This window comes from Halomonas halophila, from assembly GCF_030406665.1.
Classification (GTDB): Bacteria; Pseudomonadota; Gammaproteobacteria; order Pseudomonadales; family Halomonadaceae; genus Halomonas; species Halomonas halophila.
The window spans coordinates 2,925,903-2,951,826 of record NZ_CP129121.1; the positions used below are offsets into that span (position 1 = coordinate 2,925,903).

Annotated in this window: 26 protein-coding genes; 8 read left to right on the forward strand and 18 right to left on the reverse strand. The window is 62.9% G+C overall.

Annotated elements, in window-relative coordinates; genetic code table 11:
• Positions 1–60 precede the first annotated feature (60 nt).
• The 3 genes from QWG60_RS13770 (at position 61) to QWG60_RS13780 (ending at position 1,614) form a co-directional block, all read left to right on the forward strand.
• Entirely contained in the window at positions 61–930 is an 870-nt protein-coding gene (locus tag QWG60_RS13770) for a LysR family transcriptional regulator ArgP (RefSeq protein WP_046078271.1), read from the forward strand.
• 104 nt (positions 931–1,034) lie between these two features.
• Positions 1,035–1,355, forward strand: coding sequence for a hypothetical protein (locus tag QWG60_RS13775; RefSeq protein ID WP_046078272.1), 321 nt, complete (start codon positions 1,035–1,037; stop codon positions 1,353–1,355).
• 115 nt (positions 1,356–1,470) lie between these two features.
• The gene (locus QWG60_RS13780; RefSeq protein WP_161796799.1) at positions 1,471–1,614 is read left to right on the forward strand and encodes a hypothetical protein; all 144 of its coding nucleotides are present in this window, start codon (positions 1,471–1,473) and stop codon (positions 1,612–1,614) included.
• 87 nt (positions 1,615–1,701) lie between these two features.
• Here QWG60_RS13780 and QWG60_RS13785 read toward each other — a convergent pair whose 3' ends face one another.
• Positions 1,702–2,250, reverse strand: coding sequence for a hypothetical protein (locus tag QWG60_RS13785; RefSeq protein WP_202020701.1), 549 nt, complete (start codon positions 2,248–2,250; stop codon positions 1,702–1,704).
• A gap of 216 nt (positions 2,251–2,466) precedes the next feature.
• Here QWG60_RS13785 and QWG60_RS13790 point away from each other — a divergent pair, with 216 nt between their 5' ends.
• Positions 2,467–3,354 (forward strand): S66 peptidase family protein, encoded by an 888-nt coding sequence (locus QWG60_RS13790; protein WP_146908513.1) that lies wholly within the window; start codon positions 2,467–2,469, stop codon positions 3,352–3,354.
• 22 nt (positions 3,355–3,376) lie between these two features.
• Here QWG60_RS13790 and QWG60_RS13795 read toward each other — a convergent pair whose 3' ends face one another.
• Positions 3,377–3,823, reverse strand: coding sequence for a DUF6789 family protein (locus QWG60_RS13795; RefSeq protein ID WP_035597652.1), 447 nt, complete (start codon positions 3,821–3,823; stop codon positions 3,377–3,379).
• Positions 3,824–4,113: 290 nt separating this feature from the next.
• Here QWG60_RS13795 and QWG60_RS13800 point away from each other — a divergent pair, with 290 nt between their 5' ends.
• Complete coding sequence (locus tag QWG60_RS13800; RefSeq protein ID WP_016853567.1) at positions 4,114–4,320, forward strand: cold-shock protein; 207 nt, start codon at positions 4,114–4,116, stop codon at positions 4,318–4,320.
• Between the two features lie 194 nt (positions 4,321–4,514).
• Positions 4,515–5,504, forward strand: coding sequence for a bile acid:sodium symporter family protein (locus QWG60_RS13805; protein WP_046078275.1), 990 nt, complete (start codon positions 4,515–4,517; stop codon positions 5,502–5,504).
• A 110-nt stretch (positions 5,505–5,614) separates the two neighbouring features.
• Here the strand turns inward: QWG60_RS13805 and QWG60_RS13810 are convergent, their stop codons facing one another.
• The 5 genes from QWG60_RS13810 to rarD all read right to left on the reverse strand — a co-directional run bounded on the left by QWG60_RS13810 (position 5,615) and on the right by rarD (position 11,247).
• Positions 5,615–6,901: a dicarboxylate/amino acid:cation symporter gene (locus QWG60_RS13810; RefSeq protein WP_146908515.1), complete on the reverse strand. Its 1,287-nt coding sequence runs from the start codon at positions 6,899–6,901 to the stop codon at positions 5,615–5,617.
• A 72-nt stretch (positions 6,902–6,973) separates the two neighbouring features.
• Positions 6,974–7,843 carry a glutathione-dependent disulfide-bond oxidoreductase gene (gene yghU, locus QWG60_RS13815; protein ID WP_146908517.1) on the reverse strand — a complete coding sequence of 290 codons (870 nt, stop codon included), beginning with the start codon at positions 7,841–7,843 and terminating at the stop codon, positions 6,974–6,976.
• A gap of 219 nt (positions 7,844–8,062) precedes the next feature.
• Complete coding sequence (gene hemB / locus QWG60_RS13820; RefSeq protein ID WP_146908519.1) at positions 8,063–9,049, reverse strand: porphobilinogen synthase; 987 nt, start codon at positions 9,047–9,049, stop codon at positions 8,063–8,065.
• Between the two features lie 158 nt (positions 9,050–9,207).
• On the reverse strand, positions 9,208–10,080 hold the full coding sequence (locus QWG60_RS13825) for a putative RNA methyltransferase (RefSeq protein WP_146908521.1): 873 nt from the start codon (positions 10,078–10,080) through the stop codon (positions 9,208–9,210).
• 228 nt (positions 10,081–10,308) lie between these two features.
• Positions 10,309–11,247, reverse strand: a complete 939-nt coding sequence (rarD, locus tag QWG60_RS13830) for an EamA family transporter RarD (RefSeq protein ID WP_246124663.1) — start codon at positions 11,245–11,247, stop codon at positions 10,309–10,311.
• A 74-nt stretch (positions 11,248–11,321) separates the two neighbouring features.
• Here rarD and QWG60_RS13835 point away from each other — a divergent pair, with 74 nt between their 5' ends.
• Positions 11,322–11,786: an Lrp/AsnC family transcriptional regulator gene (locus QWG60_RS13835; RefSeq protein ID WP_146908523.1), complete on the forward strand. Its 465-nt coding sequence runs from the start codon at positions 11,322–11,324 to the stop codon at positions 11,784–11,786.
• A gap of 132 nt (positions 11,787–11,918) precedes the next feature.
• Here QWG60_RS13835 and bla read toward each other — a convergent pair whose 3' ends face one another.
• Positions 11,919–12,818 (reverse strand): class A beta-lactamase, encoded by a 900-nt coding sequence (bla, locus tag QWG60_RS13840; RefSeq protein ID WP_146908525.1) that lies wholly within the window; start codon positions 12,816–12,818, stop codon positions 11,919–11,921.
• A 200-nt stretch (positions 12,819–13,018) separates the two neighbouring features.
• A complete protein-coding gene (locus QWG60_RS16835) occupies positions 13,019–13,504 on the reverse strand; it encodes a GNAT family N-acetyltransferase (protein ID WP_146908527.1) in 486 nt (161 codons plus the stop codon).
• 463 nt (positions 13,505–13,967) lie between these two features.
• Between QWG60_RS16835 and QWG60_RS13850 the strand changes: the two genes are divergently transcribed.
• Positions 13,968–15,020 carry an IS481 family transposase gene (locus QWG60_RS13850; RefSeq protein WP_146908529.1) on the forward strand — a complete coding sequence of 351 codons (1,053 nt, stop codon included), beginning with the start codon at positions 13,968–13,970 and terminating at the stop codon, positions 15,018–15,020.
• Positions 15,021–15,165: 145 nt separating this feature from the next.
• On the opposite strand, the gene QWG60_RS13855 is transcribed toward QWG60_RS13850, so the two are convergent.
• The 9 genes from QWG60_RS13855 to QWG60_RS13895 form a co-directional block, all read right to left on the reverse strand.
• The gene (locus QWG60_RS13855; protein ID WP_146908531.1) at positions 15,166–16,554 is read right to left on the reverse strand and encodes a 5-methylcytosine restriction system specificity protein McrC; all 1,389 of its coding nucleotides are present in this window, start codon (positions 16,552–16,554) and stop codon (positions 15,166–15,168) included.
• Between the two features lie 50 nt (positions 16,555–16,604).
• The gene (locus QWG60_RS13860) at positions 16,605–17,522 is read right to left on the reverse strand and encodes an McrB family protein (protein WP_186810062.1); all 918 of its coding nucleotides are present in this window, start codon (positions 17,520–17,522) and stop codon (positions 16,605–16,607) included.
• Between the two features lie 12 nt (positions 17,523–17,534).
• The gene (locus tag QWG60_RS13865; protein WP_290130905.1) at positions 17,535–18,134 is read right to left on the reverse strand and encodes a hypothetical protein; all 600 of its coding nucleotides are present in this window, start codon (positions 18,132–18,134) and stop codon (positions 17,535–17,537) included.
• Between the two features lie 19 nt (positions 18,135–18,153).
• A complete protein-coding gene (locus QWG60_RS13870) occupies positions 18,154–19,263 on the reverse strand; it encodes a DNA-methyltransferase (protein ID WP_146908538.1) in 1,110 nt (369 codons plus the stop codon).
• A 151-nt stretch (positions 19,264–19,414) separates the two neighbouring features.
• Positions 19,415–20,992 (reverse strand): glutamine-hydrolyzing GMP synthase, encoded by a 1,578-nt coding sequence (gene guaA, locus QWG60_RS13875; RefSeq protein WP_146908540.1) that lies wholly within the window; start codon positions 20,990–20,992, stop codon positions 19,415–19,417.
• A 120-nt stretch (positions 20,993–21,112) separates the two neighbouring features.
• Positions 21,113–22,582 carry an IMP dehydrogenase gene (guaB, locus tag QWG60_RS13880; RefSeq protein ID WP_146908542.1) on the reverse strand — a complete coding sequence of 490 codons (1,470 nt, stop codon included), beginning with the start codon at positions 22,580–22,582 and terminating at the stop codon, positions 21,113–21,115.
• 106 nt (positions 22,583–22,688) lie between these two features.
• Positions 22,689–23,741: an ABC transporter substrate-binding protein gene (locus QWG60_RS13885; RefSeq protein ID WP_146908544.1), complete on the reverse strand. Its 1,053-nt coding sequence runs from the start codon at positions 23,739–23,741 to the stop codon at positions 22,689–22,691.
• The gene (locus QWG60_RS13890; protein WP_146908546.1) at positions 23,738–25,150 is read right to left on the reverse strand and encodes a sensor histidine kinase; all 1,413 of its coding nucleotides are present in this window, start codon (positions 25,148–25,150) and stop codon (positions 23,738–23,740) included. Before QWG60_RS13890 ends, QWG60_RS13885 begins: the two co-directional genes overlap by 4 nt.
• Positions 25,147–25,815 carry a response regulator gene (locus QWG60_RS13895; protein WP_146908548.1) on the reverse strand — a complete coding sequence of 223 codons (669 nt, stop codon included), beginning with the start codon at positions 25,813–25,815 and terminating at the stop codon, positions 25,147–25,149. Before QWG60_RS13895 ends, QWG60_RS13890 begins: the two co-directional genes overlap by 4 nt.
• Positions 25,816–25,924: the final 109 nt, after the last annotated feature.

Genomic DNA, 25,924 nt, shown 5'->3' on the forward strand with positions numbered 1-25,924 from the left:
GACTAGCCGCGGATCGCTATACTGAAAAATCATCTTCTTAATACTGCATCAGTTTTGCTTATGATCGACTACAAGCTGCTCGAGGCACTGGCCACGGTGATCGAGACCGGCGGCTTCGAGCGCGCCGGCGAAGCGCTGGGACTCTCGCAGTCGGCGGTGTCCCAGCGCATCAAGGCCCTGGAGATCCGCCTCGGCCAGCCGGTGCTGATCCGCCATCCGCAGCTGGCCCCTACCCCGGCGGGGCGCCAGCTGCTCAACCACTACCAGCAGGTGCAGCTGCTCGAACGCGACCTGCGCAACGCCCTGCCGACCCTGGACGCCGCCTCGCCACGGATGCGCATCGCCATCAACGCCGACAGCCTGGCCACCTGGTGGGCCGGGACCGTCGCCGACCTGTGCCGCGACGAGGGGCTGCTGCTCGATCTGGTCATCGAGGATCAGGACGTGGGCCTCAAGCGGCTGCGCGACGGCGAGGTGGCCGCCTGCCTGTGTGCCAGCGACCAGCCCATCGCCGGCGCCCGCTGCGTACCGCTCGGCACCATGGTCTACCACCCTTACGCCACCCCGGCCTACATCGCCCGCCACTTCCCGGACGGCCCCACCGAGACGGCCTTCCGCCACGCTCCGGCGATCGTCTACGGCCCTCACGACCAGCTGCAGCACCGTTTCCTCGCCCAGTGCGGCTATCACGGCGCCTTTCCCTATCACCTCTGCCCCTCGTCGGAGGGCTTCGTGCGCCTGGCCACCGCCGGCATCGGCTACGGCATGATGCCGCGACGCCAGGTGGCCGAGCTGGAGGACGCCGGGCGACTCGCCAGCCTGGCCCCGTCGCACTGCCTCGAGGTGCCGCTCTACTGGCACTTCTGGCGCCACAGCGGCGCGCTGCTGGAACGACTGACAAGCGCGCTGGGCGAGGTGCAACTAACCTGAGCAGACGGTGCCAGGCCCCGAGCCGGCCGCTGTGTTCTTCTTCCGACGGAGCCTGCCCCACGATCGATCATTCATTCCAAGCCAAAGCCGATAAGGAGGTTCGCATGAAGGTCTACAAGCCCGAATGGCGTTGCACCCTGAGCGTGACCGAAGGCGCGGAAACATCGGCCAGCTGGAGGACTCGCCTCGCCTGGCGACTGAGGCGGCTGGCCGACCGTCTGGACGACGGTGGAAGAACGATCAAGCTCGACTGCCACACCGAGCCCCGGGTGGCCCGGGAGGACGTCGACGACTGCCTCGGCAAGGGCTTCCTCATGGCCCAGGAACTGCTCACCGAACTCACCCAGCAGGCCGCCTGCGAGGACATCATGCGCGATGCCAAGGCGGAACTCTTCGAGCGGGCCGCCACCGATCCCAAACCCTGAGCGCGATCCGCCGCCCTGCCACGGGCGGGGCGGCGAGCGGTCATCGAATCATCATGCTGCACCGCAGCAAAACGCGCTACACTGACGGTACCTCCCCCCAGAGAGGACCGCCACCATGCCGTCCGACTCCGTGATCTTCGACAGCTACGTCCTGAAATGCTGGGCCGACGCCGCCCGCCTCCAGACCCTCGCCCTGGAGGCCCTGGCCGACTTCCTCGACGCCCCTCGGCCCCACCGGCAAGACGCCGATCGCGACTGACCTAGCGACAGCCTCCATGCGCTCGTCCCCCGACGCCGCTCAGGCGGTGTGTTCCAGCCGCCGAATTCGACACCGCCCGCACACGGCCTAGGGGCGCGCGTCCACCGGCACCATCAGATGCTGATAGTCGGTGCCCTTCCACATCAGGTAGGGGCCGCCGTTGTCGGGATCGGCAGGGAAGGCCTCCAGCAGCGCCGGCGGCCCGATGATCATCAGATGCGGCCCCTCGACCACCCACTGGTTGTCCTCGGTGGGTCCCTCGGCGTACGGGTCCAGGTTACTCGCGCCCTCGTCGCCCGCCAGCATGTAGGCGATGCCCAGGCGCTCCGCCGTGAAGGGCTCGCGATTCTGCCAGGCCTGGGCCCAGGCCATCCATGCCTCGTCCAGGCACATGGGCGCCCGCCCGCTCATGCTCGGCGGCGTGGGCATGCAGGTATAGCCGTTGTCTCCCTCCTGCAGCACCTCGCCTTGCCAGTCGACCACGGTGGCCCCCTCGACCATGCCCGGCCAGGTGGCGCCAAGGGCATCCTCCAGCAGGCTCATCGACGCCACTTCCTCGGCCTGCCCGACACCGCTGACGGACAGGCCTGCCAGGGCCAGCCCCGCCAGCGCTCTTTTCGCGATTGCCGTCATCAACTGCTTGCCCTCCCCTCGCTGAACCGGTCGCGCAGCGCGTCTCGCTGCCTTCTCAGTCAAGCCAAGGGGGCTACGGCGGGCCACCTGAGAACGTCTCAGTCACAAGGGATGAGCCATGCCAGTCGAAGGCATGACATGCGGCGGGGACGCCCGTGACAGCCGGCCATATCCCGCCGACAATGCCGAGCCTAGCCTTCGCCCCACGAGGAGTCTGCCATGCCGCTCGCCGTCAGCCTGATCGCCCCATCGTCCTTCACCGCCCCCGAGGCCATCGATGCCGGCCTGCGCGGCCTGGAGGCGCTGGGCGTCGAGGTGCGGTTGGAAACGCCATTGCAGGCACCGCAGCGCTACCTGGCCGGCAGCCGCGCGTACCGCCTGGACCAGCTACACGCCGCCTTCGGCGACCCCGAGACCCAGGCGGTATGGGCGGTGCGTGGCGGCTACGGGGCCGCCCAGCTGATCGACGGCATCGACTGGCGTCGCCTGGCGCGCTCGAACAAGCCGCTGATCGGCTACTCGGACGTGACGGTGCTGCTCGACCACTGCCACCGCCACGGCGTGCCGGCCATCCACGGCCCGGTGGCCAAGGCCGCCGCCGGCATGCTCGAGGGAAGCGACGACGAACGACGGATCGTGCGCCAGCAGTTCGAGGAGACCCTGGCGCTGATCGCCGGGCCGACCGTTCTCGACTACCCCATCGCGCCCTGGGCGGAGGCGCCGACCACCCTCGAGGGGCCGGTCGTGGGCGGCAATCTCGCCACCCTCGCCAGCCTGGTCGGCACGCCCGCCGGCTTCCGCGCTCCGCCCGGCTCGCTGGTGATCCTCGAGGACGTGGGCGAGCCCTACTACCGCCTGGAGCGCGCCCTGTGGCAGCTGATGCACGGCGGCGCCCTGGACCGCGCCGCCGCGGTGTGCCTGGGCACCTTCGAAGGCTGCCGGCCCTACGGCGACACGCCGCTCGAGGCCATCGTCGCCGAGACCCTGGCACCGCTGGGCCTGCCGCTCTACACCGGCCTGCCCAGCGGCCACGGCCTGCACAACCGCCCCTGGCGTTACGGGGCCAGCGGGCGCATCGCCGACGGGCGTCTCAGCGTCGGCGGCTGACCCGCGGCGGCTCGTGCCGGGCCTAGACCACCCCGCGCGTGCGCCCGTAGACGGCACCGATCACCAGCCCGAACACCACGTGGGCGAGCAGCATCGACAGCGGGGCGATCGCCCCGAAGCCCAGGCCGAACAGGCCGGAGCCCGCCAGCGGGAAGACCGTGACCATCACCACCAGCCAGCTGATCAGCCCGAAGGCCAGCCCGCGCCGCAGGTGGGTGCGGCCCGGCAGGTAGGGCGTCAGCAGCCCGTAGAGGAAGCCCCAGATCAGGGTGCCCACCGCGAAATGGATCCCCCAGGCCAGCTCACGGCTGTCCGGCGTGTCGAACGCATCCTGCATGGCCAGGTTCATGATCTCGATGGGGTCGTACCAGGGCATGATCCCCGCTGCCAGGCGCAACACCAGGATCATCGAGACCACGAAGGTGGCGACGAACCCGGCCATCATGCCTCTCATCAACCGACTGCCCATGGTGTCCTCCCGGGAGTCGCCCTGTGGCTTGTCAGTATAGGTGCCCGCGGCCCCGTTCGGCGGGCCGCCGACCCCGCCTCGTCGACGCCCCCGGAAAAATAATGCTCGAAAGTCTTTGACCTGAGGCGGCCAGCGTGACACTGTGGCGCCAGTTGGTGAGCAAGCAGCATGGTTCCAGAAGCATTCGACTCGTTTCGACCGCCTGTAATTGTATTTCTTGTTGTACCCGCTACTGATTCCTGGGTAATTCCAGAAACTTTACAAGGCGCTTAGCGCGAGAGGATTTTCAAATGGCTACTGGTACCGTCAAGTGGTTCAACGATTCCAAGGGTTTCGGCTTCATTTCTCCGTCCGACGGCAGCGATGACGTGTTCGCCCACTTCTCCGAAATTCAGGCTGAAGGCTTCAAGTCACTGCAGGAAGGCCAGCAGGTCTCCTTCGACGTGACTCAGGGCAAGAAGGGCCTTCAGGCCTCTAACATCAAGGCCATCGACTGATCCCCGGATCACGATGACCCGGTGAACCTCAGGGTTCACTGCAAGAGGGCCCGCTTCGGCGGGCCCTTTTCGTTGTGCGCGCCCCGCCGGTTGCGTGGCCAGCGCGGCGCCGTCGACGCCCCCCGCTGCGACGGCTTACGATTAGCAGGCAAGCCTTATAGAATGATGGCTCATCCTTCGCCGCCAGGGCTCCCATGACGCTGCTGCAACGCCTGCCTATCGACCGTTTCCTGCTGATGCTGATCGCCACCGTCATCCTGGCCGCTCTGCTGCCGATCGACGGCGAGGCCGCCGATGCCTTCGGCTGGCTGACCAAACTGGCCATCGCGCTGCTGTTCTTCCTTCACGGCGCCCGCCTGTCGCCACGCACGGTGATCCAGGGCATGACCCACTGGCGCCTGCACCTGGTGATTCTGGCCTGCACCTTCGCGCTGTTCCCGCTGCTGGGGCTGCTGATCGGACTGTTCGCCCCCGGCCTGCTGCCGCCGGCGCTGGCCATGGGCATCCTGTTCCTGTGCGTGCTGCCCTCCACCGTGCAGTCGTCGATCGCCTTCACCTCGATGGCCGGCGGCAACGTGCCGGCGGCGATCTGCGCGGCCTCGGCCTCGAACATCCTGGGCATGTTCCTGACCCCGCTGCTGGTCAGCGTGGTGATGGCCACCGGGGATAGCGGCGGCTTCCGGCTGGAGGCCATGGGCGCCATCCTGCTGCAGCTGCTGGCGCCCTTCCTGCTCGGGCAGGTGCTGCAGCGCCGGATCGGCGACTGGGTCCGGCGCAACAAGTCGTGGCTCGGCGTCGTCGATCGCGGCTCGATCCTGATGGTGGTCTACCTGGCCTTCAGCGAGGCCATGGTCGCCGGGCTGTGGCAGCGGCTGTCGGCCTCGGACCTGGCGGTGATGGTGGTGGCCGACTGTCTGCTGCTGGCCTGCGTGCTGGGCATCACCATCGCCGCCAGCCGCCGGCTGGGCTTCACCCGCGAGGACGAGATCGCCATCGTCTTCTGCGGCTCCAAGAAGTCGCTGGCCAGCGGCGTGCCCATGGCCAACGTGCTGTTCCCGCCCCAGACCATCGGCACCATGATCCTGCCGCTGATGCTGTTCCACCAGATTCAGCTGTTCGTCTGCGCGGTGCTGGCCCGGCGCTATGCGCGCCAGGCGCCGGCGAGCGACGCCGCCTCGAGCTGAGGGCCCGGCCGCCCTGCCCCCACGTCACCGCGCTGCGAAGAACGGAAAAACCCGCCGGATGGCGGGTTTTTCATGCTCGCTTGGCGGGTGTCCCGCCGCCGCTGGCTCGCTCAGGCGCGGGCGTCTGCCGTCGCTGCCGACTCGCCGTCCTCGACGGGCCGCTCGCTGAGGCGCTCGCCCTCGCTGCGGCCGATCACGGCGGTACCGACCAGGTCGCCGGTGACGTTCAGCGCCGTGCAGCCCATGCCGACCAGGGCATCGATGGCGGTCAGCAGCGCCACGGCCTCGATCGGCAGGCCGACCTGGGAGAACACCGTGGCGATCATCACGATGCCCGCGCCCGGCACCCCGGCGGTGCCCACCGAGATCAGGGTGCCCACCACCACGATCTGCGCCATGCTGGCCAGATCCAGCGACATGCCCGCCACGTTGGCGGCAAACACCGCCGAGATGGCGATGCGGATCGCCGCGCCGTCCATGTTCAGCGTCGCGCCCAGCGGCAGGCTGAAGCCGTAGAGCCCGCGCGAGAGCCCCAGCCGGCGCGCCGCATCGAGGGTCAGCGGCAGGGTGCCGGAGCTGCTCTGGGTGGCGAAGGCAGTGGCCATGGGCGTGCGCGCCTCGCGGAAGAAGCGCCGCGCCGACACGCCGAAGCCCTTGAGCAGGCCGAGATAGACCAGCAGCTGCACGCCCAGCGCCACGTAGAGCACCACCACCATGTCGCCGAGCGACAGCAGCGTGCCGAGGCCCTGCTGGGCCACGGTGCCGGCGACGATGGCGAACACGCCCACCGGCACCACGTGCAGGATGCCGCTCATCACCTTGAGGGTCGCGGCGTTGAGCGCCTCGATCAGCCCGTGCAGGCGCTCGCCCAGCTCGGCGTGGGCCTCGGACTGGCGCAGCCGGGCCACGGCCAGGCCGAACACCAGGGCGGTGAAGATGATGCCCAGCAGGTTCTGGTCGGCGAAGGCCTCGACGATATTGGTCGGCACGATACCCAGCAGCACCGAGAGGATGCCGGGATTCTCCGGCACCGACATGGAACCGGCGCCCTCGAGCGTCATGCCCTCTCCCGGCGACAGCAGGCTCGCCACGGCCAGGCCGACCACGATCGCCAGCGCCGAGGTCGCCAGGTAGTAGAGGAACACCTTGCGCCCGATACGCCCCAGGCTGCCGTCGCGGCCCTGGTTGACGCCGGACATCAGGGTGAACAGCACGATCGGCAGGATGATGAACTTCAACAGCCGCATCAGCAGCTCGCCGAGCGGCGCCAGCGCCTCGCCGACGGCCGGGCCGCCGATCAGGCCGACCGCGGCGCCCAGCACCAGCGCGATGGTGACGCGCAGGATCAGCGAGCTGTCGCGATAGCCGCGCCAGAGGGGGGACAGCAGAGTGGACATCTTGACCTCTTTGGAAACGATAAGCGCCGCGGACACTAGGCCCGCGGCGCTCGAAGTGCAAAGATCAAACGGTTAGGAGTTTATAACGTCCTGCGTCTTATGCTCGAAGTCGCTGGCATCGTGGCGCTCGTGCAGCTGCGTCTCCGGCTCGCCGAAGGTGCGGTTGACCATGCGGCCACGCTGCACGGCCGGGCGGGCGTCGATGGCCTTGGCCCAGCGCATCACGTGCTCGTATTCATGCACCTGCAGGAACTCGGCGGCGTCATAGAGCCGGCCCAGCACCAGCTGGCCGTACCAGGGCCAGGCGGCCATGTCGGCGATGGTGTACTCGTCGCCGGCCAGATAGGGCGACTCGGCCAGGCGGCGGTTCAGCACGTCGAGCTGGCGCTTGGTCTCCATGGCATAGCGGTCGATCGGGTACTCCAGCTTCTCCGGCGCGTAGGCGTAGAAGTGGCCGAAGCCGCCGCCGACGAAGGGCGCGCTGCCCATCTGCCAGAACAGCCAGTTCATGGTCTCGGTGCGGCCGGTGAGATCGCCCGGCAGGAACTCGCCGAAGCGCTCGGCCAGGTAGAGCAGGATCGAGCCGGACTCGAACACCCGGATCGGCTCGGCCGGGCCGTGGTCGACCAGCGCCGGGATCTTCGAGTTCGGGTTGATCTCGACGAAGCCGCTGCCGAACTGCTCGCCCTCGCCGATGCGGATCAGCCAGGCGTCGTACTCGGCGTCCTTGTAGCCCAGCTCGAGCAGTTCCTCGAGCATCACCGTCGCCTTCACCCCGTTGGGCGTGGCCAGGGAATAGAGCTGGAACGGATGCTCGCCGACCGGCAGCGCCTGGTCGTGGGTCGGCCCGGCGATGGGGCGGTTGATGCTGGAGAAGCTGCCGCCGCTGGCTTTTTCCCAGGTCCAGACCCTGGGCGGAACGTACGCGTTACCTTGACTCATGACGCCTCCTCGATGGCGGGTGATGTCGCACACCCTAGCATGTGGAGGCACGTTAGCATCCTATCAAGCCGTTAGCGGCCGTCTATCGTTCGCATCCGCCGCGATCATCCACGCCATTGGGGCACGGCCCCGGCGCCCAGCCACGCGCACAAAAAACCACCGCCCTCTCGGGCGGTGGTTCTCGTCACATCGGCAGAAAAGCCTAGCGCTGGTCGGGCCTTATTTCCCCGCCAGCCACTCCGCGACCTGCTTGGTGTAGTAGCTGACGATCAGGTCGGCGCCGGCGCGCTTGAAGCCGACCAGGGTCTCGAACACCACCTCGCGCTCGTCCAGCGCGCCGGCCATGGCGGCGTACTTGATGCCGGCGTATTCGCCGCCGACCTGGTAGGAGGCCAGCGGCAGGTCGGTGCGCTGGCGCAGGTTGGCCAGCACGTCGAGGTAGGGCGTGCCCGGCTTGACCATCAGGATGTCGGCGCCCTCGTCCTCGTCCAGCAGGCACTCGACCAGCGCCTGGCGGCCGTTGGCGATGTCCATCTGGTAGCCCTTGCGGTCGCCCTGGAGCTCGCTGTCGACCGCGGTGCGGAAGGGGCCGTAGAACGCCGAAGCGAACTTGGCGGAGTGCGCGAGGATCGCCACCTGCTCGAAGCCGGCGGCGTCCAGGCCCTCGCGGATGGCGCGCACCTGGCCGTCCATCATCGCCGAGGGCGCCAGCATGTCGGCGCCGGCCCGGGCCGCGGCGACGCTCTGCTTCACCAGGTTCTCCACCGTGGCATCGTTGCAGACATGGCCGTCCTCGACCACGCCGCAGTGGCCGTGGCTGGTGTATTCGCAGAAGCAGATGTCCGGAATGACCACCATCTCCGGGCAGGCCTGCTTGATGGTGCGGATCATGCGGGCCAGCAGGCCCTCGTCGTGCCAGGTGTCGCTGCCCAGCTCGTCCTTGTGGCGGGAGATGCCGAACGGCATCACGTAGCGCACGCCCAGCGCGGCGAGCTCCTTGATCTCGGCCTCGACCATGGCCTCCGGGTAGCGGACGATGCCCGGCATGGCGGACACGTCCTTGGGCTCGTCGATGCCTTCCTCGATGAAGATCGGGTGCACCAGGTCGTTGAGGGAGAAGTCGTGCTCCCGGACCAGATCACGAATGGCCGGCGACTGGCGCAGCCGGCGGGGACGACGCAGGGGGGAGACTTCGAGTTGGCTCATGTTCTAGGTTCCGCTTGTCGGCCCCTCGCGGCGCGCCGCGCCAGGGCCTGGGAATGTGTGGTCAGGCGTCTACGCTAACATGGCGACAAGTTAGCGTCCTATCAACTGCGACCCTTCGCCCCACCCGGTGGAGCGCACTGGCGTTCGGCCGGAACGCCCTATTCTCGCACCAGCCGCGTCAGCCGCACATCCACGGTGAGGGTGAGCGAGGAAAGCGCCGCGGCCTGCTCGCGCCCCTCGGCGCTGGCGCGGTGCAGGTGCGGCGTCATCGCCAGCAGATCGGCGATCGGCTCGGCGCCCTCGAGGTCGATGGTATAGCGCAGCGCCTCGCCGGGCCGCCGCGTGAAGCCCTCGGGCGCGGCCGCGTCGTCCTCGCGGGGCGGCTTCAGGCTCGGGTAGATGATCTCGCGCAGCTCGCGCAGATGGTCCGGCCCGGCCTCGACCATCAGCAGCTCGCCACCCGGCTTCAGCATCCGGGCGAACTCCGGGTAGACGGGGAAGCCGAACAGGCACAGCACGCGGTCGAGGCTCTGCGCCTGCACCGGCAGATGGGCGTTGGTGCCCACCACCCAGGTGGCGGCCTTCTCGCGCTTGGCGGCGGCCAGCACCGCCCACTTGGAGATATCCACGCCCAGCAGCGACAGCGTGACCGCCCCGCCCTGCGCTGTCTCACTCTCGGTCGCCACACTGGACAGCTCGCGCAGCGCTCGTAGATAAAAGCCCTCGCCGCAGCCGGCATCCAGGCAGCTCAGCGTGCCGCCGGCAGGCGCTTCCGCCAGTACCGCGCGGCCGACCGTCTCGGCGATGGGCCGATAGTGGCCGGCCTCGAGGAAGCGCCGCCGCGCCGCCACCATCTCCTTGCTGTCGCCGGGATCGCGGGAGCGCTTGTTCTGCACCGGCAGCAGGTGCACGTAGCCCTGGCGGGCGATATCGAAGCTGTGCCCGGCCGCGCAGCGCCAGGCGCCGTCGCGGCGCGACAGCGGGTCGCCGTCCAGCGGGCAGGCCAGCGCCTCGAACGATGTGGTGCTCATGGGTCGCCCATCCCCTTTCGTTGCTGCGTTCATGGCACGCGGCATGACGCGCTCATGCCGCGGCGGTGTTCGGGTCGCGCCATCGAGCCCTGCCCGATGGCGCGCTGGGCGACATTATACCCGGGCGTCGTACATCGTCCCGAGAACCTGCGGCGTGAGTGGTGGCATGTTGAATGGGGCAAGATCGCGGAACGGGGTCGGCCAGAGTAGCCGCGACCGACACCAGAGCTATGCGGCTCGCCGTTCCTTGCGTAGCCCGCACACGCCTTCCAATAGCAGCACGAAGACTGCCAGCCAGATGGCCATATACGTCGGCCATTGACCGTAGTCGATGGACTCGCCAAGCGATATCGAGACGAGGAACAGGAGCACCGGCTCGACATAGATCAGCAGGCCGAAAAGGCTAAGATTCAGATGCGGGGCGGAAAGCGACTGGAAGGTCAAGGCAAGCGCACTGATGCCCCCTAGGCCCAGAACGAGCCAGATCAGGTGTGGCGAGGCATTCACCTCGGCCAGCACATAGCCCTTCTGAACAATAAAGAACAGCGCCAGGGGCATACTGAGCAACATATCGAACCAGAGCCCGCCGATGTTGTTGGTATCGGTCACGCGGCGGAGCCAGAAATAGACCGGATAGCCCAAACAGATGACTAGCGTCGGCCAGGTCAGGCTTTCGGAGACCATCACCTCATTGGCCACTCCGACAACGGCAAAGGTACATGACAGCTTCTGCAAGACGGACATGCGATCCTTGAAGGCAATCCTGCCCAGGATCACCATGGTAATCGGCATGATGAAATAACCCAACGAGACGGCAAGCCCATGGCCATTCGCCGGTGCCCACATGAAAATCCATAGCTGAACGCCCAGAAGAGATGCGGACAGTATCCGAGTCATCCAGAGATACCGCTCACGGAAAAGGCGCCGATAAATCTCCAGCACCTGCGGCCAGCATTTTCTCAAACCAAGAATCAGCGTCAGGCAGGGAAATGTCACAAGAATTCGCCAGCCATAGACCTCTTCTCCTTCCAGCGGATCAAGCAAAGCGGCATAGGCAAATATCAAGGCAAAAAACACGGAAGCCATGACATTGGTGGTCACGCCGAAGGCGGTATTGGGCTGGCCGTTCATCAGAAACTCAACGCTGGGTGGCGGATGGACCAGCATCTTATTTCATCACCTTTGATAAAGGCTCTCGTTTTAAGTAGGCTCCGTGATAAATTTTCTCACCGGTACGCGCCATGCCTCTGGACAAGCATGATCACTCATTGCTCGAGCTGCTTCAGCAAGACTGCCAGACGCCTCTTCGCGAGTTAGCGGAAACCGTCCATCTATCGCTCCCTTCCGTGCAGCGCCGTATCAAGAAGCTAAAGAAGGAAGGCTATATTCGGCGTAACGTGGCCATTCTTGAGCCTGAAAAGCTGGGCCAGGCCATCACCATCATCGTGGAGGTAAAGGCCAGGAAGACGAACACGGAGGACCTGGAGCGTCTGAAAGGACTGTTCTCAGGAGATGAGATTCAGCAATGCTACTACGTGACGGGTGAGACGGACTTCATGTTAACGATATTGGTCTCCAGCATGAGCCGCTTCAACGAGATGTCCGACCGGCTATTCCATCAAAATCCCGATGTGGAATCCTTCAGGACCATCATCGTACTTGATCGGGTGAAAGACACCTTGGATGTGAGACAAGAAGGACCGTAAGCCCGCTTCTCCCCTCCTTTCTCGAATAATCGACCGCAACGGACGTCACCGTCCGCTCTACGAAGAAGACCCATGCCGCGGCGGTGTTCGGGGCGCGCCATCGAGCCCTGCCCGATGGCGCGCTAGGCGACATTATACCCGGGCGGCCAGCCGTCCGACGGCGGCGATGGTCTCGTCGCGCTGCTCGGCGGTCGCGCTGGGCATCCGGGTGTAGGCGACGGCGATCACCGCGCCGCGATCGCCCGGCCAGGCGATGCCGATGTCGTTGGCGTTGCCCACGCCGTTGGTGCCGGTCTTCTCGCCAACCAGCCACGACGACGGCATGCCGGCGCGCAGCCGGGCGTCGCCGGTCTTGCCCTCGATCATCCAGCTCGCGAGCTGGTGGCGCAACGACGGCGACAGGACATCACCCAGCAGCAGGGTGCGCAGCGTCGTCATCATCGCCAGCGGAGTGGTGGTGTCGCGCTCGTCGCCCGCGTGGTCGTGGGTGTTCAGCTCGGGCTCGAGGCGGTCCAGGCGGGTGGTGTCGTCGCCGATTTCGCGCAGGAAGGCGGTGACCGCCTCGGGCCCGCCGACGCTCTCGATCAGCGCGTTCGCCGCCGCGTTGTCACTCCAGGCCACCGCCGCCTGGCACAGCTCGGCGAGGGTGAGGCCGGGCTCGCCCAGCCGCTTCTCGGTGATCGGCGTCCAGCCACCGAGATCCCCCTCCTCGATCACAACGCGTCGATCCAGCGTCTCGCTGCCCTCGTCCACCCGGGCCAGCACCGCCGCGGCGATGAAGAACTTGCCGGTGCTGTTGAACAGGAAGCGCTCGTCGCCGCGATGGCTCGCCACCGCACCGGTGGCCACGTTCATCAGCGCCACGCCCACGCGATCGTCATCAGCGCGCTCCAGTTCCCCCAGCCGCTGATCGAGGTCGGAGGTGGCAGCAGAGGTGGTGGAAGTGGCGGCGAACGCCGGCTGGCCAGCGGCGATCAGGGCGCCGGCGGCGGTCATCGTGCCAAGGACCTGGCGGCGTGAGAGGGTCGGCATGGTGGGGCTCCTGAGAAAGATAAGAAGAATCGAATTGAGCAGAGTAGCCGGGGGGGCTCGCTGGAAGCAAAAAAACCCGCCGGTTGGCGGGTTCCTGTGGCGCTATCTCATGGAGAGGTAATCGGGTTATGCCCCTCATGTCACCCTGATAGAGGGCATTCCGGCATGACTGAGATGACGCAACAACTCAGCGGCGCGACTCACGCGTCTGCCTTCCGTGACTGGTCAGGCATCGTACGCATAAACAAAAGGTCATCCGTGGATTCTGACTCTACAACACAGAACCCTAAGCTTGAGTACAGGGAACGTGCCGCATGATTATCTCGATATACACGCAGCGTCACCGTGTGGGCGCCGGTTGATCGGAGCGCCGTGTCGATGAGCCTCTCGCACAGCAGACGACCGGCACCGATCCCCCGAGTTTCGGGGGATATGATTATTCTCCCGATGTGTACGGCACCGGGATTCGCCACCCAAAACTGACCGAAACCCACGCACTCGTTGTTGCTACCCGACAGGCAATAGCTAGCGAAGCCTTCCATCTCGAGCAGTTCAGGCAAGCTCTCCGGGGCAAACGGAAACGGCATCGAGGGGCCGGCCCAGCGAGCACAGGCTTTCTTATCGACCACCCAAGAAGCAATCACCTCGTAATCGGCCGTCTGTGGAGTTCGTAGAGTTACTTCCATATGACTGTCACCTTGGGAACTGACAGGGTGCGGAGTGCGAAGGAAAAGCCTGTCCGTGTTTACGCGAGGGCTCACCACCACGACGGTGGCAACGTTCAAAGGCGCCACGCCCACGCGACCATCGTCCCAAGGGCATTAATTGAGGTCTGTCCCCGATGGTTCCACTCCTACCCCATCTTCGGGCTGATACTGCTGCACTTCTTCTGGGGGGTGCGCGCCGACCTCGGAGAATGGACCCTGTACGCCGTGGCGTCCGCCCTGATCATGGCGACCCGCCTGCCGCCGGTGGCGCGGCGCCTGCCCAGGTTTCGTCAGAGACTCGCCGGCATCCGTTAATTGCGGCATGAGGTGTGACGGTATTTACCTGACAGTCGGCCGCTGAAAAGCAAAGTGGCCATAGTGCCCCCCGTGGGTTATAGAACGAGTGTCTGACGCTCGGCTGTAACACCATGAGGAAACGACTATGACCACCGAAGAAAAGGTAGCACGACGCAAGCTCAGTCTCCTAGAACTGGCCAAGGATCTGCAGAACGTCAGCAAGGCTTGCAAGATCATGGGCTACTCCCGGCAGCAGTTCTATGAGATCCGTCGCAACTATCAAACCTTCGGCTCCGAGGGGCTCGTCGACAAGCTTCCCGGGCCGCGGGGACCACACCCCAACCGCGTCAGCGAAGAGATCGAAGCGGCCATCCTTGAGCACAGCCTGGCCTTCCCCACCCACGGTCCGGTTCGCGTCGCTCAAGAACTGGCGCTACGTGGCATTCAGGTCAGCTCTACGGGCGTCCGAGGCGTCTGGGGTCGTCATGACTTGTTGACCCGTCATGAGCGCCTGCTGCGTCTCGAGCGCGCCACGCGTGAGCAGAAAATCGAGCTCACTGAAGACCAGGTACGCCACCTGGAACGCTTTAGCCCCGAATTTCGTGAACGCCACATCGAGGTCCACCACACCGGCGAGCTGGTCGCCGTCGACACCTTCTTCGTCGGCACGCTCAAAGGCGTAGGGAAGGTCTATCTGCAGTCTGTTATCGATTGCTTCAGCCGCTATGCCTGGGGCCGCCTGTACACCAACAAGCTGCCCATCACGGCAGTCCACGTGCTCAACAATGACGTGCTGCCCTTCTTCGAGGCTCACAACACCAAGGTCAGCACGGTGCTCAGCGACAATGGCCGGGAATTCTGCGGACGTAAGGACCAGCATCCGTATGAACTGTTCCTTCAGCTCGAGGAGATCGAGCACCGCACTACCAAGGTTCGGCGGCCACAAAGCAATGGGTTCGTCGAGCGGCTGCACCGCACACTGTTGGATGAGCACTTCCGCATCCAGGGACGTACCAAGTGGTACGAGGCCCTGGAAGAGATGCAGACGGACCTGGATGACTACCTCGTCATCTACAACACCAAGCGCCCACATCAAGGCCGCAACATGAAGGGGATGACGCCCTATGCCGCGTTCAAGAAAGGGCTCCCCAAATCACCGAAGAAGGAGCCCAGGAAAACGTCAGAAAACACTGCTTAACTATAGGAGCCCCACGGGGGCATGTGTCAGGTGATTATCATCACTGTACAAACTATCGAAGTCTCATGAGATCATGTACCAGGTAATCACCATTACTGTAATAAACTCCCCCCATCTCTCGTTCTCACTTTTTTCTAAAACAGAGTTAAAGAAGAGAACAAACATAGTTACAGAGTTCTTTTTCCATCTCAACAATATCTTCTCGGCTCAAATCAACAGCAAGCTGAAACAACTCAATATCCTTAACAACACCTAAACGGTGAAGCCCTCCTGCAAGGCTTTTCCTATCATCACTGACTGGGTGGACCAGAACTACTTTTTTTGCATCATATCTCACGCCATATGTAACAGCCTGATTAATACCCGCACGATCAACCAATGGCAAAGCATTTTTATACTTAACTTCCAATATCAATCGCTCAGCCTTATCACCATCACCTTTTTGGACAACAACATCAGGGGTAGCAATGGACTTCTCTAAGCTCTTCATCAGTGTTACATTTCCGCCACCTCTTCCCTCCATATCAAAGAGACACGTCTTGGCTCCCCCACTTCCAAACTTTCCACCATCTAACACACTAACCCCATTCTCTTTCAAAATCGAACTATTAGCCAAAACGCGGTAAAAATAGTTCTCAAAAATTTCACTCAAACTAAAAAGAAAAGACTGAGAAGAAAAATCACTACCTTCTCGCCCAACTGAAACACCACCTTTGAAAATCAAAAGCTTAGAAACTTTCAGCGCAGTTATATATGCTTGCCGGCCAAAACCAAGTTCTTCAGGATCCCTCACCTCATAATCGAACAGGAACTGAAGATCCTGATCAAAGCTTACACCTAAAAAAGAATTATATGAATTATTAATTCTTGATAAGTCGCGCTCCCATCCATTTGTAGCCAATCGCCTAACCTTCTCCGCAATCAACCACAATGCATATTTTATACAACGATTAACAGGATTGTCTGCACTTTTATCTACCCACGAGCTTATAACCTCCCCCCTTCTTCCTCTAGCCCAAATAGTCTTCACTGTATTAGCAACATCAACCCGGCCTTTGGGGTAGGCCGATGTATTCCTAAACAGACAATCTTTTTTATACAAACCTTCTACTTTTATGACATCTAAAGCGCTTACCAGCAAGTCAATCAGGTATTTAAACAGATCAAAAGAGAGGGGATCATCAGGAGCATATTCTGAAACCCATCCAGTCAAATGGTGCGGTAAACCATTTGCCACCCTAATCATTCTATCAATATTGAATATAGGGGCTTTTGGGTAAATCTTAACAGCAAAATCCTCATTCAGAGGAATCACGCCAACATAGTTCCCTGCTTGCAACTTTAACTGCTTTTTCTTAAGATAAACTCTCACTATATCTTTAACCAAAACCTCAGGATAAAGATTGAGCTTTCCCTCAGAAACAAACACTTCGCTAGGAAGCACAATCTCTTTTTGCTCAATAGCAGAAATAACTTCTCGCTGTTTCTTCTCCCCCCCTGACAACCCTATAGCTTCCTGTAAGCTGCTAATCATTCGTACAGCCCTCCTTAGCTGTGAATTGCATTGACCAACTCTCTCACAAGTTACAGCCTGCTAGAAACAAGCTCCTCCCACTTCATCTCAATATCTCTAAATCCAGCTGGATCGACTCTGTACGCTTTCTCCAGATGAAATCTAAGCTGGTACTGCCAAAGTCGTTTAAGACTCTGCGTGTCACTCACATTAGAAAAGTAAGCATGACCAACATGGGCATATGGATTTTCTGTTTCATTAACAAAACGAAAAAATTCCAACACTCCCTCTATCACATGAGGATCAAAGCTCTTATCTTCCAAAAAAACCTTAAGCTGCTCCTCATCAGGCCTCATCTCAATTTTTGCGAATCTCCTTTCAAAGGCCATATCGACTTCATCTACACCACGATCAAGAGGATTCATTGTTGCAAGAATAAACAAATTCTCAGGGACATATGTCTCTCTACCAGAGGGCAGAAAAAAAACCTCGCCTCGTTTGGAATGTTCTACATACGTCAGCATTTCTCCAAACACCCTAACAGGGTCACACCGACTAAGTTCATCAATAACTAAAAAAAAAGGCCCGGAGTGTTTTTTAGCTTCCTCACAAGCTATAAGGAAGTGCTTATCTTCAAATTCAAAACCTCCTTCATGTGTAACTTTTACCCCCTCAACAAAATCCTCGTATTGGTACGACGGATGAAATTGTACAAATCTAACTTTGCCACTATCATGACCAACGATTTGTTCGGCAATTTTCCTAGCATACCAAGACTTCCCTGTCGCAGGGGGGCCAAAAAAAATCACGCCAGAGTAACCATCACTCAGAAGCTCTTGGGCAACATTAAGGACAATATCGCCATCCGGCAAAACGTCTATTAGGCTAGGATTATCATCCTGAGCCTCACTTTCTTCATCTACAAGAATACCTAAATCTTCTGCACTCAAACTACGAACAGGCTCAGATGAGATTCTAGAACTTGACACCACAAGGCCACCTTAAAAATAACAATTATTCAAACCATGAAACATCCGACGAAATAGAAAACCCACTAGCAAAGAGATCCAAATACTCCCCCCATTTTCACTTCCTATAAATTCACTCAAAAAAGCATCTCTTAAAACCTCTTCGGGCTCCTTACCTTCCTCAGCATGTATCAAATGGTCACGAAAAAGCACTGCCGAAAAAAGCTCAATAGGAATTTTGTTATTAAATGCAAGATGAGCGCAGGCTTGTGAATAATGCTGTTCCTTCAAAACATACTTTGCTTGCCTTCCTTCCCCAACTATATCCACCACTTTCCTCAATGGCGAAACTGCCCGAACAGAGCTAGGAGAATAAGATCCGGCAACATTCTTATTCTGCCACTTCAGAGAATCTTGAGTAAATATCTTGATATATGGGTGCGGACCTCCTTTAACTTTACAAAAGCGATCATAGAAAGCTTTAAAATTAACGGATACTCCCTTATCCGACTCCTCCCCCCTGGATGAATGAAGTATCGCAAAATATCCCATTAGGGCCTGATGCGTCCTCATCTCCCACAACAACCTCAGCGCTTCGCTAACAGCCGAATTATTTAACATTCGCTCCTGCATTGAAGACACTCCAAATCAACTAGGAAAAAACAGCATTAGTTATATCGAGATCCACACCAACTGCCCTTCTCCCCAAATTAGCAGCAACACGTAGTGTAGTACCCGTGCCCATAAATGGGTCCAATACCAAGCCAGGAGAGTATCCAGCGTTGCATTTACATTCTGTCCAGCCTAAAGTGATTCGCTTAGCGAATGTAAACTCTCTAAAATAACCACCTAGAACCTCTTTCGCTTCAGCCGCGAGCTTTTGTATATGCTTAGCATTCCTACCTGTGCCACTTTGAATAGACTTGGCTTTACCGGCATCAGATATTCCTGTTGCCTGTATAGCTCGGATATGCTCGTCAGTAAGCCCATACTCATCCGCCAATTCCATTGCACGTTTCGCTTGTGGACGAGAAGGATCAAGCTCACGCGTTCTTCCAATCTCTCGCTTCCTTGGCACACCACAAGCGCTACAAACCTCCTTAGGACAAGCTAACAAAACTGCGCGCTCAACCACCTCATCAGGAAATGGAGCAAGATGCCTCCCAACATTTCTTTTTAATGAAACATTCCAGACATCTCCAGGATTTGCCCCGTTACCAAAGGCTTCCGTATAGCCAAACATGTCATAATGATAATTATGGCTTTTTGTTAAATGCAGTATATGTTCATGCCGATTAGCCAAACGATTTCTGGCTGGTTCTGGCATCCCGCTTTCTTTCGCCCAGATGACACGATTTCGAAGAATCCATCCGTCATTTATGGCAGCCACCTCTAAGCGAGAAGGTATGGCAGCCAAACACTTTTTCCAATACGTATCACCAACATTTAAAAAAACCGACCCCGTCGGCTTTAATACTCTTCGCCACTCCCTCAGTGCTTTTATAATCTCTTGGACGTAATCATCAGGACTAGCTTCTTGGCCTATTTGACCATCAACCCCATAGTCTCTTTTCTTCCAATAGGGAGGAGAAGTAACAATCAAATCTACACTTTCATCTTCCAGAAGAATATTTCTTGCATCTCCCTCGACAAATGACACCAAGGGTTCATTTTCCTTAACCTCATTTGGTTCATCAGAATCAGTAACCTCATTCTCTCTGAGGGGTAACTGAACACCATTGGCCATATGGTTATTTGTCATCTACCACTCCAATATCAGCATCGAAAAATCCATCATCCTATTTCCAAAGAGTAACCAATTATAATGAATTCGTCGAGGCTTAATTAATACCACCAAGCCTGCCCTAGAGGGCAGGCTTGGTAGAGAAGAAAATTGATAGATACTCTTCCGATCACTCCCACTCGATGGTGGCGGGCGGCTTGCTGCTCACGTCGTAGGTGACGCGGGAGACACCGGAAAGCTCGTTGATGATGCGGTTGGAGACCTTCTCCAGCAGCTCGTAGGGCAGGTGCGCCCAGCGGGCGGTCATGAAGTCGATGGTCTCCACGGCGCGCAGGGCGATGACCCACTCGTAGCGGCGGCCGTCGCCGACCACGCCCACCGACTTGACCGGCAGGAAGACGGCGAAGGCCTGGCTGGTCTTGTGGTACCAGCCGGCGTTGTGCAGCTCCTCGATGAAGATGGCGTCGGCCTCGCGCAGGATGTCGGCGTATTCCTTCTTCACCTCGCCGAGGATGCGCACGCCCAGGCCCGGCCCCGGGAAGGGGTGGCGGTAGACCATGTCGTAGGGCAGGCCGAGCTCGACGCCGAGCTTGCGCACCTCGTCCTTGAACAGCTCGCGCAGCGGTTCGACCAGCTTGAGCTTCATGGTCTCGGGCAGGCCGCCGACGTTGTGGTGCGACTTGATGACGTGGGCCTTGCCGGTCTTGCTGGCGGCGGACTCGATCACGTCCGGGTAGATGGTGCCCTGGGCGAGGAAGTCCACGCCTTCGATCTTCGCGGCCTGCTCGTCGAACACATCGATGAAGGTGTTGCCGATGATCTTGCGCTTCTCTTCCGGGTCCGCCACGCCCTCGAGCTTGCCGAGGAACAGGTCTTCGGCGTCGGAGCGGATGACGCGCACGCCCATGTGCTGGGAGAAGGTCTCCATCACCTGGTTGCCTTCGTCCTTGCGCAGCAGGCCGTTGTCGACGAACACGCAGGTGAGCTGGTCGCCGATGGCCTTGTGCAGCAGCGCCGCGACCACGGAGGAGTCGACGCCGCCGGAGAGACCGAGCAGCACGTGGCGGTCGCCGACCTGCTCGCGCACGCGGGCGATCTGGTCCTCGATGATCTGGGCCGGGGTCCAGTTGCGCTCGCTCTGGCAGATATCCAGCACGAAGTGCTCGAGGATGCGCTGGCCCTGCAGGGTGTGGGTCACCTCGGGGTGGAACTGCACGCCGAAGAAGCGCTTCTCTTCCCAGGCCATGGCGGCGATCGGGCAGCTCGGGGTGGAGGCGGTCACGCTGAATTCGGCCGGCACCTGGGCGACCTTGTCACCGTGGCTCATCCACACGTCGAGCAGGCTCTTGCCGGTCTCGGAGTCGATGTGGTCGGAGATGTCCTTGAACAGCGCGGTCTCCACGTCGAGGCGCACCTGGGCGTAGCCGAACTCGCGCTTGTGGGAGCCTTCCACGGCGCCGCCGAGCTGCTCGGCCATGGTCTGCATGCCGTAGCAGATGCCGAGCACCGGCAGGCCCATCTCGAACACGCACTGCGGGGCGCGCGGCGAGTCCAGCTCGGTAACGGATTCCGGGCCGCCGGCGAGGATGATGCCGTTGGGGGCGTACTCGCGGATCTCTTCCTCGGTGATGTCGAAGGCGCGGATCTCGGAGTAGACCCCGATCTCGCGGACCCGGCGGGCGATCAGCTGGGTGTACTGGGAGCCGAAGTCGAGGATCAGGATCTTGTGGGCGTGAATGTCGGTCATCTGGCCATTCCTATACGAGGCGGGCAAAACGGGGAGCGAATTTCGCGGGCCGGAAGCGAAAAGCTGGAAGCCGCCCGGCGGCGCGCTTCCAGCTCATCGTTCTACGGCGTCAGGCTGGCATCAGCCGGCACGATAGTTCGGGGCTTCCTTGGTGATCTGCACGTCGTGGACGTGGGACTCGTTGAAGCCGGCGCCGGTGATCTTCACGAACTCCGGCTTGGTGCGCATCTCCTCGATGCTGGCGCAGCCGGTGTAGCCCATGGAGGCGCGCAGGCCGCCCATCATCTGGTGGACGATGGCGCCCATCACGCCCTTGTAGGGCACGCGGCCTTCGATGCCTTCCGGCACCAGCTTCTCGACGCCGGCTTCCTTGTCCTGGAAGTAGCGGTCGCTGGAGCCCTGGGTCTGGGACATGGCGCCCATGGAGCCCATGCCGCGGTAGGCCTTGTAGGTCCGGCCCTGGTAGAGCTCGACCTCGCCCGGAGCTTCCTCGGTGCCGGCCAGCAGGCCGCCGACCATCACCGCGCTGGCGCCGGCCGCGATGGCCTTGGCCAGGTCGCCGGAGAAGCGCACGCCGCCGTCGGCGATCAGCGGGATGTCGTAGGGCTTGAGCGCCGCGGCGACGTTGGAGACGGCGGTGATCTGCGGCACGCCGACGCCGGCGACGACGCGGGTGGTGCAGATGGAGCCGGGGCCGATGCCGACCTTGACGCCGTCGGCGCCGGCTTCGGCCAGCGCCTTGGCGGCCTCGGCGGTGGCGATATTGCCGCCGATCACCTGGATCTGCGGGAAGTGCTCCTTGACCCAGGCCACGCGCTCGATCACGCCACGGGAGTGGCCATGGGCGGTGTCGACGATGATGGCGTCGACGCCGGCGTCGGCCAGGGCGGCGATGCGATCAGGGGTCTCGGGGCCGGTGCCCACGGCGGCGCCGACCAGCAGGCGGCCGTCCTCGTCCTTGGCGGCGTGCGGGAAGGTGCGGGCCTTCTCGATGTCCTGGAAGGTGACCAGGCCGCGCAGGCGGAACTCGTCGTCCACCACCAGCATCTTCTCGACGCGGTGCTCCTGCATCTTGCCCTTGATGACGTCGAGGCCGGTGCCCTCGGCCACGGTGACCAGCTTCTCGCGCGGGGTCATGATGTCGGCCACGCTGTCGCCGTGGTTCGGCTGGAAGCGCATGTCACGCTCGGTGACGATGCCCACCAGGGTCTCGCCTTCCACCACCGGGAAGCCGGAGAAGCCGTGCTCGCGGGCCATGGCCAGCAGGTCGGCCAGCTTGGCCTTGGCGCCGACGGTGACCGGGTCCTTCACGATCACGCTCTCGTGCTTCTTGACCTTGCGCACCTCGGCGGCCTGCTGGGCGATGGTCATGCTCTTGTGGATGATGCCGATGCCTCCTTCCTGCGCCATCGCGATGGCCAGGCGGGCCTCGGTCACGGTGTCCATGGCGGCGGAGAGGAGCGGGATGTTGAGGTATAGGTCGCGGGTCAGGCGTGTCCGGAGGCTGACGTCCTTGGGCAGGACCTCCGAATAGCCGGGAACGAGTAATACGTCATCGAACGTAAGAGCTTCTTGGGCCATACGTAGCATAGTCGGCAACACCCAGTGCGCTGGTGGGAAGGAGGGAGGTGAAGTTAATCAACCATTATAACGCCCGGGGCCGCCCTACAGCAATCCAGTCGACGTCGCAAACGCTTCAGTCATCGGGGGTGAACTCGCGCCGCCAGCGGGCCAGGAAGGCGTCGCGGCGCTGGGGATCGACGAAGGCCAGCAGCGAGGCGTTGAGCGGGATCGGATAGAGCCGCTCGCCGACCTGGTCACGCAGGCGCTGGGCGGTGTAGGGGCCGATCACGTCGGGCCGCACGCTGAACAGCGGCGTCTCGCCGGCCAGCACCCGCTGTCCGGCGTGGCTGAGCAGGAAGTCGACGAAGGTCTCGGCGGCGGCGGGATGCGGGGCGTCGCGATGCACGAAGGCCATGCGCATCAGCACCAGGGCGTAGTCCTGGGGCACCTGGACGATCACCTCGGGGTGGTCCTGAGCCCAGACCATGGCGTAGGAGCCGAGCAGGTTGTAGCCGAGCCAGTAGCGGCCGTCGCTCAGGCCCTCGAGCATGGCGCGGGTGCTGTTCTCGAGCTGCGCCTCGACGCCGCCCATGCCGGCCACCAGGTCCCAGAAGCGCGGCGTGTAGCGGGCATCCTGCTGGAACAGCGTATAGCCGACGCCGCTGCCCAGCGGCGAGTAGCTGGTCACCCGCCCGGAAAGCGCCTCGCGCTCGGTGGTCAGCAGGGTGTGCAGGTCGGCGTGGGTCGTCGGCGGCAGCATGCGCCGCGAGAGGTCGAGCCGGTAGGCCATCACGATCGGCTCGAAGGTGAAGCCGAACACCTCGTTACGCCACTTGGCCCAGGCCGGCCAGTCGCGTACCTCGGCGGAGTCCAGCCGCCGCGCCCGGCCCTCGTTGACCCGCGCCATCTGCCACGGCATCGCCGAGCTGATCACCACGTCCGGCGGCGGGTCGGCCGACGCTACCAGATCGTCGACCTCCAGCGTCGAGCGGTCGCGGAAGTCCAGCGCGATCTCGGGATGGGCGTCGCGGAAGGCGTCGAGCAGCGGCGTGACCACTTCTCGGTCCAGGGCCGCCTCCACCACCAGCGGCGTGGCGGTCTGGGCCGAGGCCACGCCTCCCAAGCCCAGCGACAGCGCCAGCAGGCCACCCACGAACCACTTCACGGCACACCGTCCTGCCCTCATGCGTTCCTCCCTGTCTCGTCGTCGCCGCAGCGCGGCAGCCGCAGGCGCACGATCAGGCCATGGGGCGCGCGGTCGGCGAGGCTCAGCCGGCCGCCGAGGCGCCGGGCGATGGAGTCGACGATGGCGAGCCCCAGTCCGGAGCCGTCGGTGTCCTGGCGCCCGCCGCGCTCGAAGGGCCGCAGCAGCCGCTCGCGGGCCTCGGCCGGCACTCCGGGGCCGTCGTCCTCCACGTAGAGTTCGACCGCCTCGGCCTCGCGCACGAGCCCCAGGGTGATGGTGCTGCCGGGCGGCGTGTAGCGCAGGGCGTTGTCGATCAGGTTGCCGAGCAGCTCGCGCAGCGCCCAGGCCTCGGCGCGCACCCGGCAGGGGCCGGCCGGCAACTCGTCGAGCCCCAGGTCGTGATCGCGCGCCGCCTCGCGCCCTGCCCAGTCGAGCAGCGTCTCGCGCAGCAGCGCGGCCAGGTCCAGCGGGGCGACCTCCCCCGCCTCGGCCACGTGGCGCAGCCGCGCCAGGCTCAACAGCTGGCCGGCCAGGCGGCTGGTGCGCGCCGCGCCGTCGTGCACCGCGCCGAGGGCGGCGTGCCAGTCGGCGGGCTCAGGGCTCTTCAGCGCCAGCTCGCTGGTGCTCTGCAGCCCCGCCAGCGGCGTCTTGAGCTGGTGGCTGGCGTCGGCGGTGAAGCGCAGCAACGCCTCGCGGCTCTCGCGCTGGCGGGCGAACAGGTGGTCGAGGGTCTGGGCCAGCTCGCGCATCTCCTCGGGCACGCGGGCGTCGAGCGGCCGGGTGTCGTCGGCCTCGCGCAGGCGCAGCTGGCGGCGCAGTCGGCGCATGGGGCCGAGTGCCACGCGCAGCGCCATGGCCATCAGCGCGCCGGCCAGCAGCACCATGGCCACGAAGCGGCTGACGGCGCGCTCGAACAGCTCGTCGGCCAGCGCCATCCGCCCCTCGCGGGTGTGGCCGACCCAGATCTGCACCGGCTCCTGGGAGACCCAGCCGGCCGAGTCATATTCGCGCCCGTAGAGCCGCCAGGAGGCGCCGTCGAAGCCGGTGGTCAGCGCCCGGGGCTCGCGGGCCGCACGCTCGCGCCAGCCGGGGGCGATGGAAAGCGCCATGTTGGTCGAGACCGCCTCGCCGTCGGCGTCGAGTACGGCGTAGAACACCCGCTCCTGGTGGCGGGTGGCGAGAATCTGCAGCGCCGCGGCGGGAATCGTCACCACCGGCTCGCCGTGCTGCCACTGCACGGCCTCGGCGATGGTCAGGGCGGCGGCCTCGAGCTGGCTGTCGAAGGCGCGTTCGGCGGCGCGCCGGCTGCTCCACCAGGCCTCGACCATCAGCAGCGCGCCGAGCCCGGTCACGGTGACCAGCAGCCATACCGCCAGGCGGCGCTTGAGCGAGCCCGCGACCTCGATCACCCGGCGTCGTCCTCCAGCCGGTAGCCCAGCCCGCGGAAGGTGCGGATGCGCAGGCCGCTGTCCTTGAGCCGCTTGCGCAGCCGGCTGACGTAGACCTCAAGCGCATTGGTGCCCACCTCGTCGAAGCCGAACAGTCGCCGTTCCAGGGTCTCCCGCGGGGTGATGCCGCCGGCGTGCAGCAGCAGGCCCTCGAGCAGCAGCAGCTCGCGGCGCGGCAGCTCCAGCGGGGCCTCGTCGAGGCTGGCGCTGCCGGTCTCGGGATCGAAGGCCAACCGGCCGAGGCGCAGGCGGTTGTCGCTGCGCTGCTGGCTGCGCCGCAGCAGCGCCCGCACCCGGGCCTCCAGCTCGGCCAGCGAGAACGGCTTGGCCAGGTAGTCGTCGGCACCCAGGTCGAGGCCGGAGACGCGGTCGTCGACGGCGTCGCGGGCGGTGAGGATCAGCACCGGCGTGGTGTCGCCGCGGCCACGCAGCTCGCCCAGCAGCTCGAGGCCGTCGCCGTCGGGCAGGCCGAGGTCGAGCAGGATCAGATCGAAGCGATCGTGACTGAGCGCGGCCCGTGCCTCGGCGCGGGTGGCGAAGACGTCGATGGTGTTGCCCAGCGGGGCCAGGGCGTGTTCCAGGGAGCGGGCGATCAGCGGATCGTCCTCGATGACCAGCAGGCGCATTCGACCAATGTCTCAGACGGTAACGGGCGGGATGACAGGTTGATGAAAGGTGGCGGGCCTAGCATCGCTCGGGCCATCACAGAGATGGCTCTCGAGGCAGCGCCTCGCG

Excerpts from the sequence above, each read along its gene's own strand:
- QWG60_RS13770 (WP_046078271.1), top strand. The coding sequence starts at position 61 with ATGATCGACTACAAGCTGCTCGAGGCACTGGCCACGGTGATCGAGACC.
- QWG60_RS13775 (WP_046078272.1), top strand. The coding sequence starts at position 1,035 with ATGAAGGTCTACAAGCCCGAATGGCGTTGCACCCTGAGCGTGACCGAA.
- QWG60_RS13780 (WP_161796799.1), top strand. The coding sequence starts at position 1,471 with ATGCCGTCCGACTCCGTGATCTTCGACAGCTACGTCCTGAAATGCTGG.
- QWG60_RS13790 (WP_146908513.1), top strand. The coding sequence starts at position 2,467 with ATGCCGCTCGCCGTCAGCCTGATCGCCCCATCGTCCTTCACCGCCCCC.
- QWG60_RS13795 (WP_035597652.1), bottom strand. The coding sequence starts at position 3,823 with ATGGGCAGTCGGTTGATGAGAGGCATGATGGCCGGGTTCGTCGCCACC.
- QWG60_RS13800 (WP_016853567.1), top strand. The coding sequence starts at position 4,114 with ATGGCTACTGGTACCGTCAAGTGGTTCAACGATTCCAAGGGTTTCGGC.
- QWG60_RS13805 (WP_046078275.1), top strand. The coding sequence starts at position 4,515 with ATGACGCTGCTGCAACGCCTGCCTATCGACCGTTTCCTGCTGATGCTG.
- QWG60_RS13810 (WP_146908515.1), bottom strand. The coding sequence starts at position 6,901 with ATGTCCACTCTGCTGTCCCCCCTCTGGCGCGGCTATCGCGACAGCTCG.
- yghU (WP_146908517.1), bottom strand. The coding sequence starts at position 7,843 with ATGAGTCAAGGTAACGCGTACGTTCCGCCCAGGGTCTGGACCTGGGAA.
- hemB (WP_146908519.1), bottom strand. The coding sequence starts at position 9,049 with ATGAGCCAACTCGAAGTCTCCCCCCTGCGTCGTCCCCGCCGGCTGCGC.
- QWG60_RS13825 (WP_146908521.1), bottom strand. The coding sequence starts at position 10,080 with ATGAGCACCACATCGTTCGAGGCGCTGGCCTGCCCGCTGGACGGCGAC.
- rarD (WP_246124663.1), bottom strand. The coding sequence starts at position 11,247 with ATGCTGGTCCATCCGCCACCCAGCGTTGAGTTTCTGATGAACGGCCAG.
- QWG60_RS13835 (WP_146908523.1), top strand. The coding sequence starts at position 11,322 with ATGCCTCTGGACAAGCATGATCACTCATTGCTCGAGCTGCTTCAGCAA.
- bla (WP_146908525.1), bottom strand. The coding sequence starts at position 12,818 with ATGCCGACCCTCTCACGCCGCCAGGTCCTTGGCACGATGACCGCCGCC.
- QWG60_RS16835 (WP_146908527.1), bottom strand. The coding sequence starts at position 13,504 with ATGGAAGTAACTCTACGAACTCCACAGACGGCCGATTACGAGGTGATT.
- QWG60_RS13850 (WP_146908529.1), top strand. The coding sequence starts at position 13,968 with ATGACCACCGAAGAAAAGGTAGCACGACGCAAGCTCAGTCTCCTAGAA.
- QWG60_RS13855 (WP_146908531.1), bottom strand. The coding sequence starts at position 16,554 with ATGATTAGCAGCTTACAGGAAGCTATAGGGTTGTCAGGGGGGGAGAAG.
- QWG60_RS13865 (WP_290130905.1), bottom strand. The coding sequence starts at position 18,134 with ATGCAGGAGCGAATGTTAAATAATTCGGCTGTTAGCGAAGCGCTGAGG.
- QWG60_RS13870 (WP_146908538.1), bottom strand. The coding sequence starts at position 19,263 with ATGACAAATAACCATATGGCCAATGGTGTTCAGTTACCCCTCAGAGAG.
- guaA (WP_146908540.1), bottom strand. The coding sequence starts at position 20,992 with ATGACCGACATTCACGCCCACAAGATCCTGATCCTCGACTTCGGCTCC.
- guaB (WP_146908542.1), bottom strand. The coding sequence starts at position 22,582 with ATGCTACGTATGGCCCAAGAAGCTCTTACGTTCGATGACGTATTACTC.
- QWG60_RS13885 (WP_146908544.1), bottom strand. The coding sequence starts at position 23,741 with ATGAGGGCAGGACGGTGTGCCGTGAAGTGGTTCGTGGGTGGCCTGCTG.
- QWG60_RS13895 (WP_146908548.1), bottom strand. The coding sequence starts at position 25,815 with ATGCGCCTGCTGGTCATCGAGGACGATCCGCTGATCGCCCGCTCCCTG.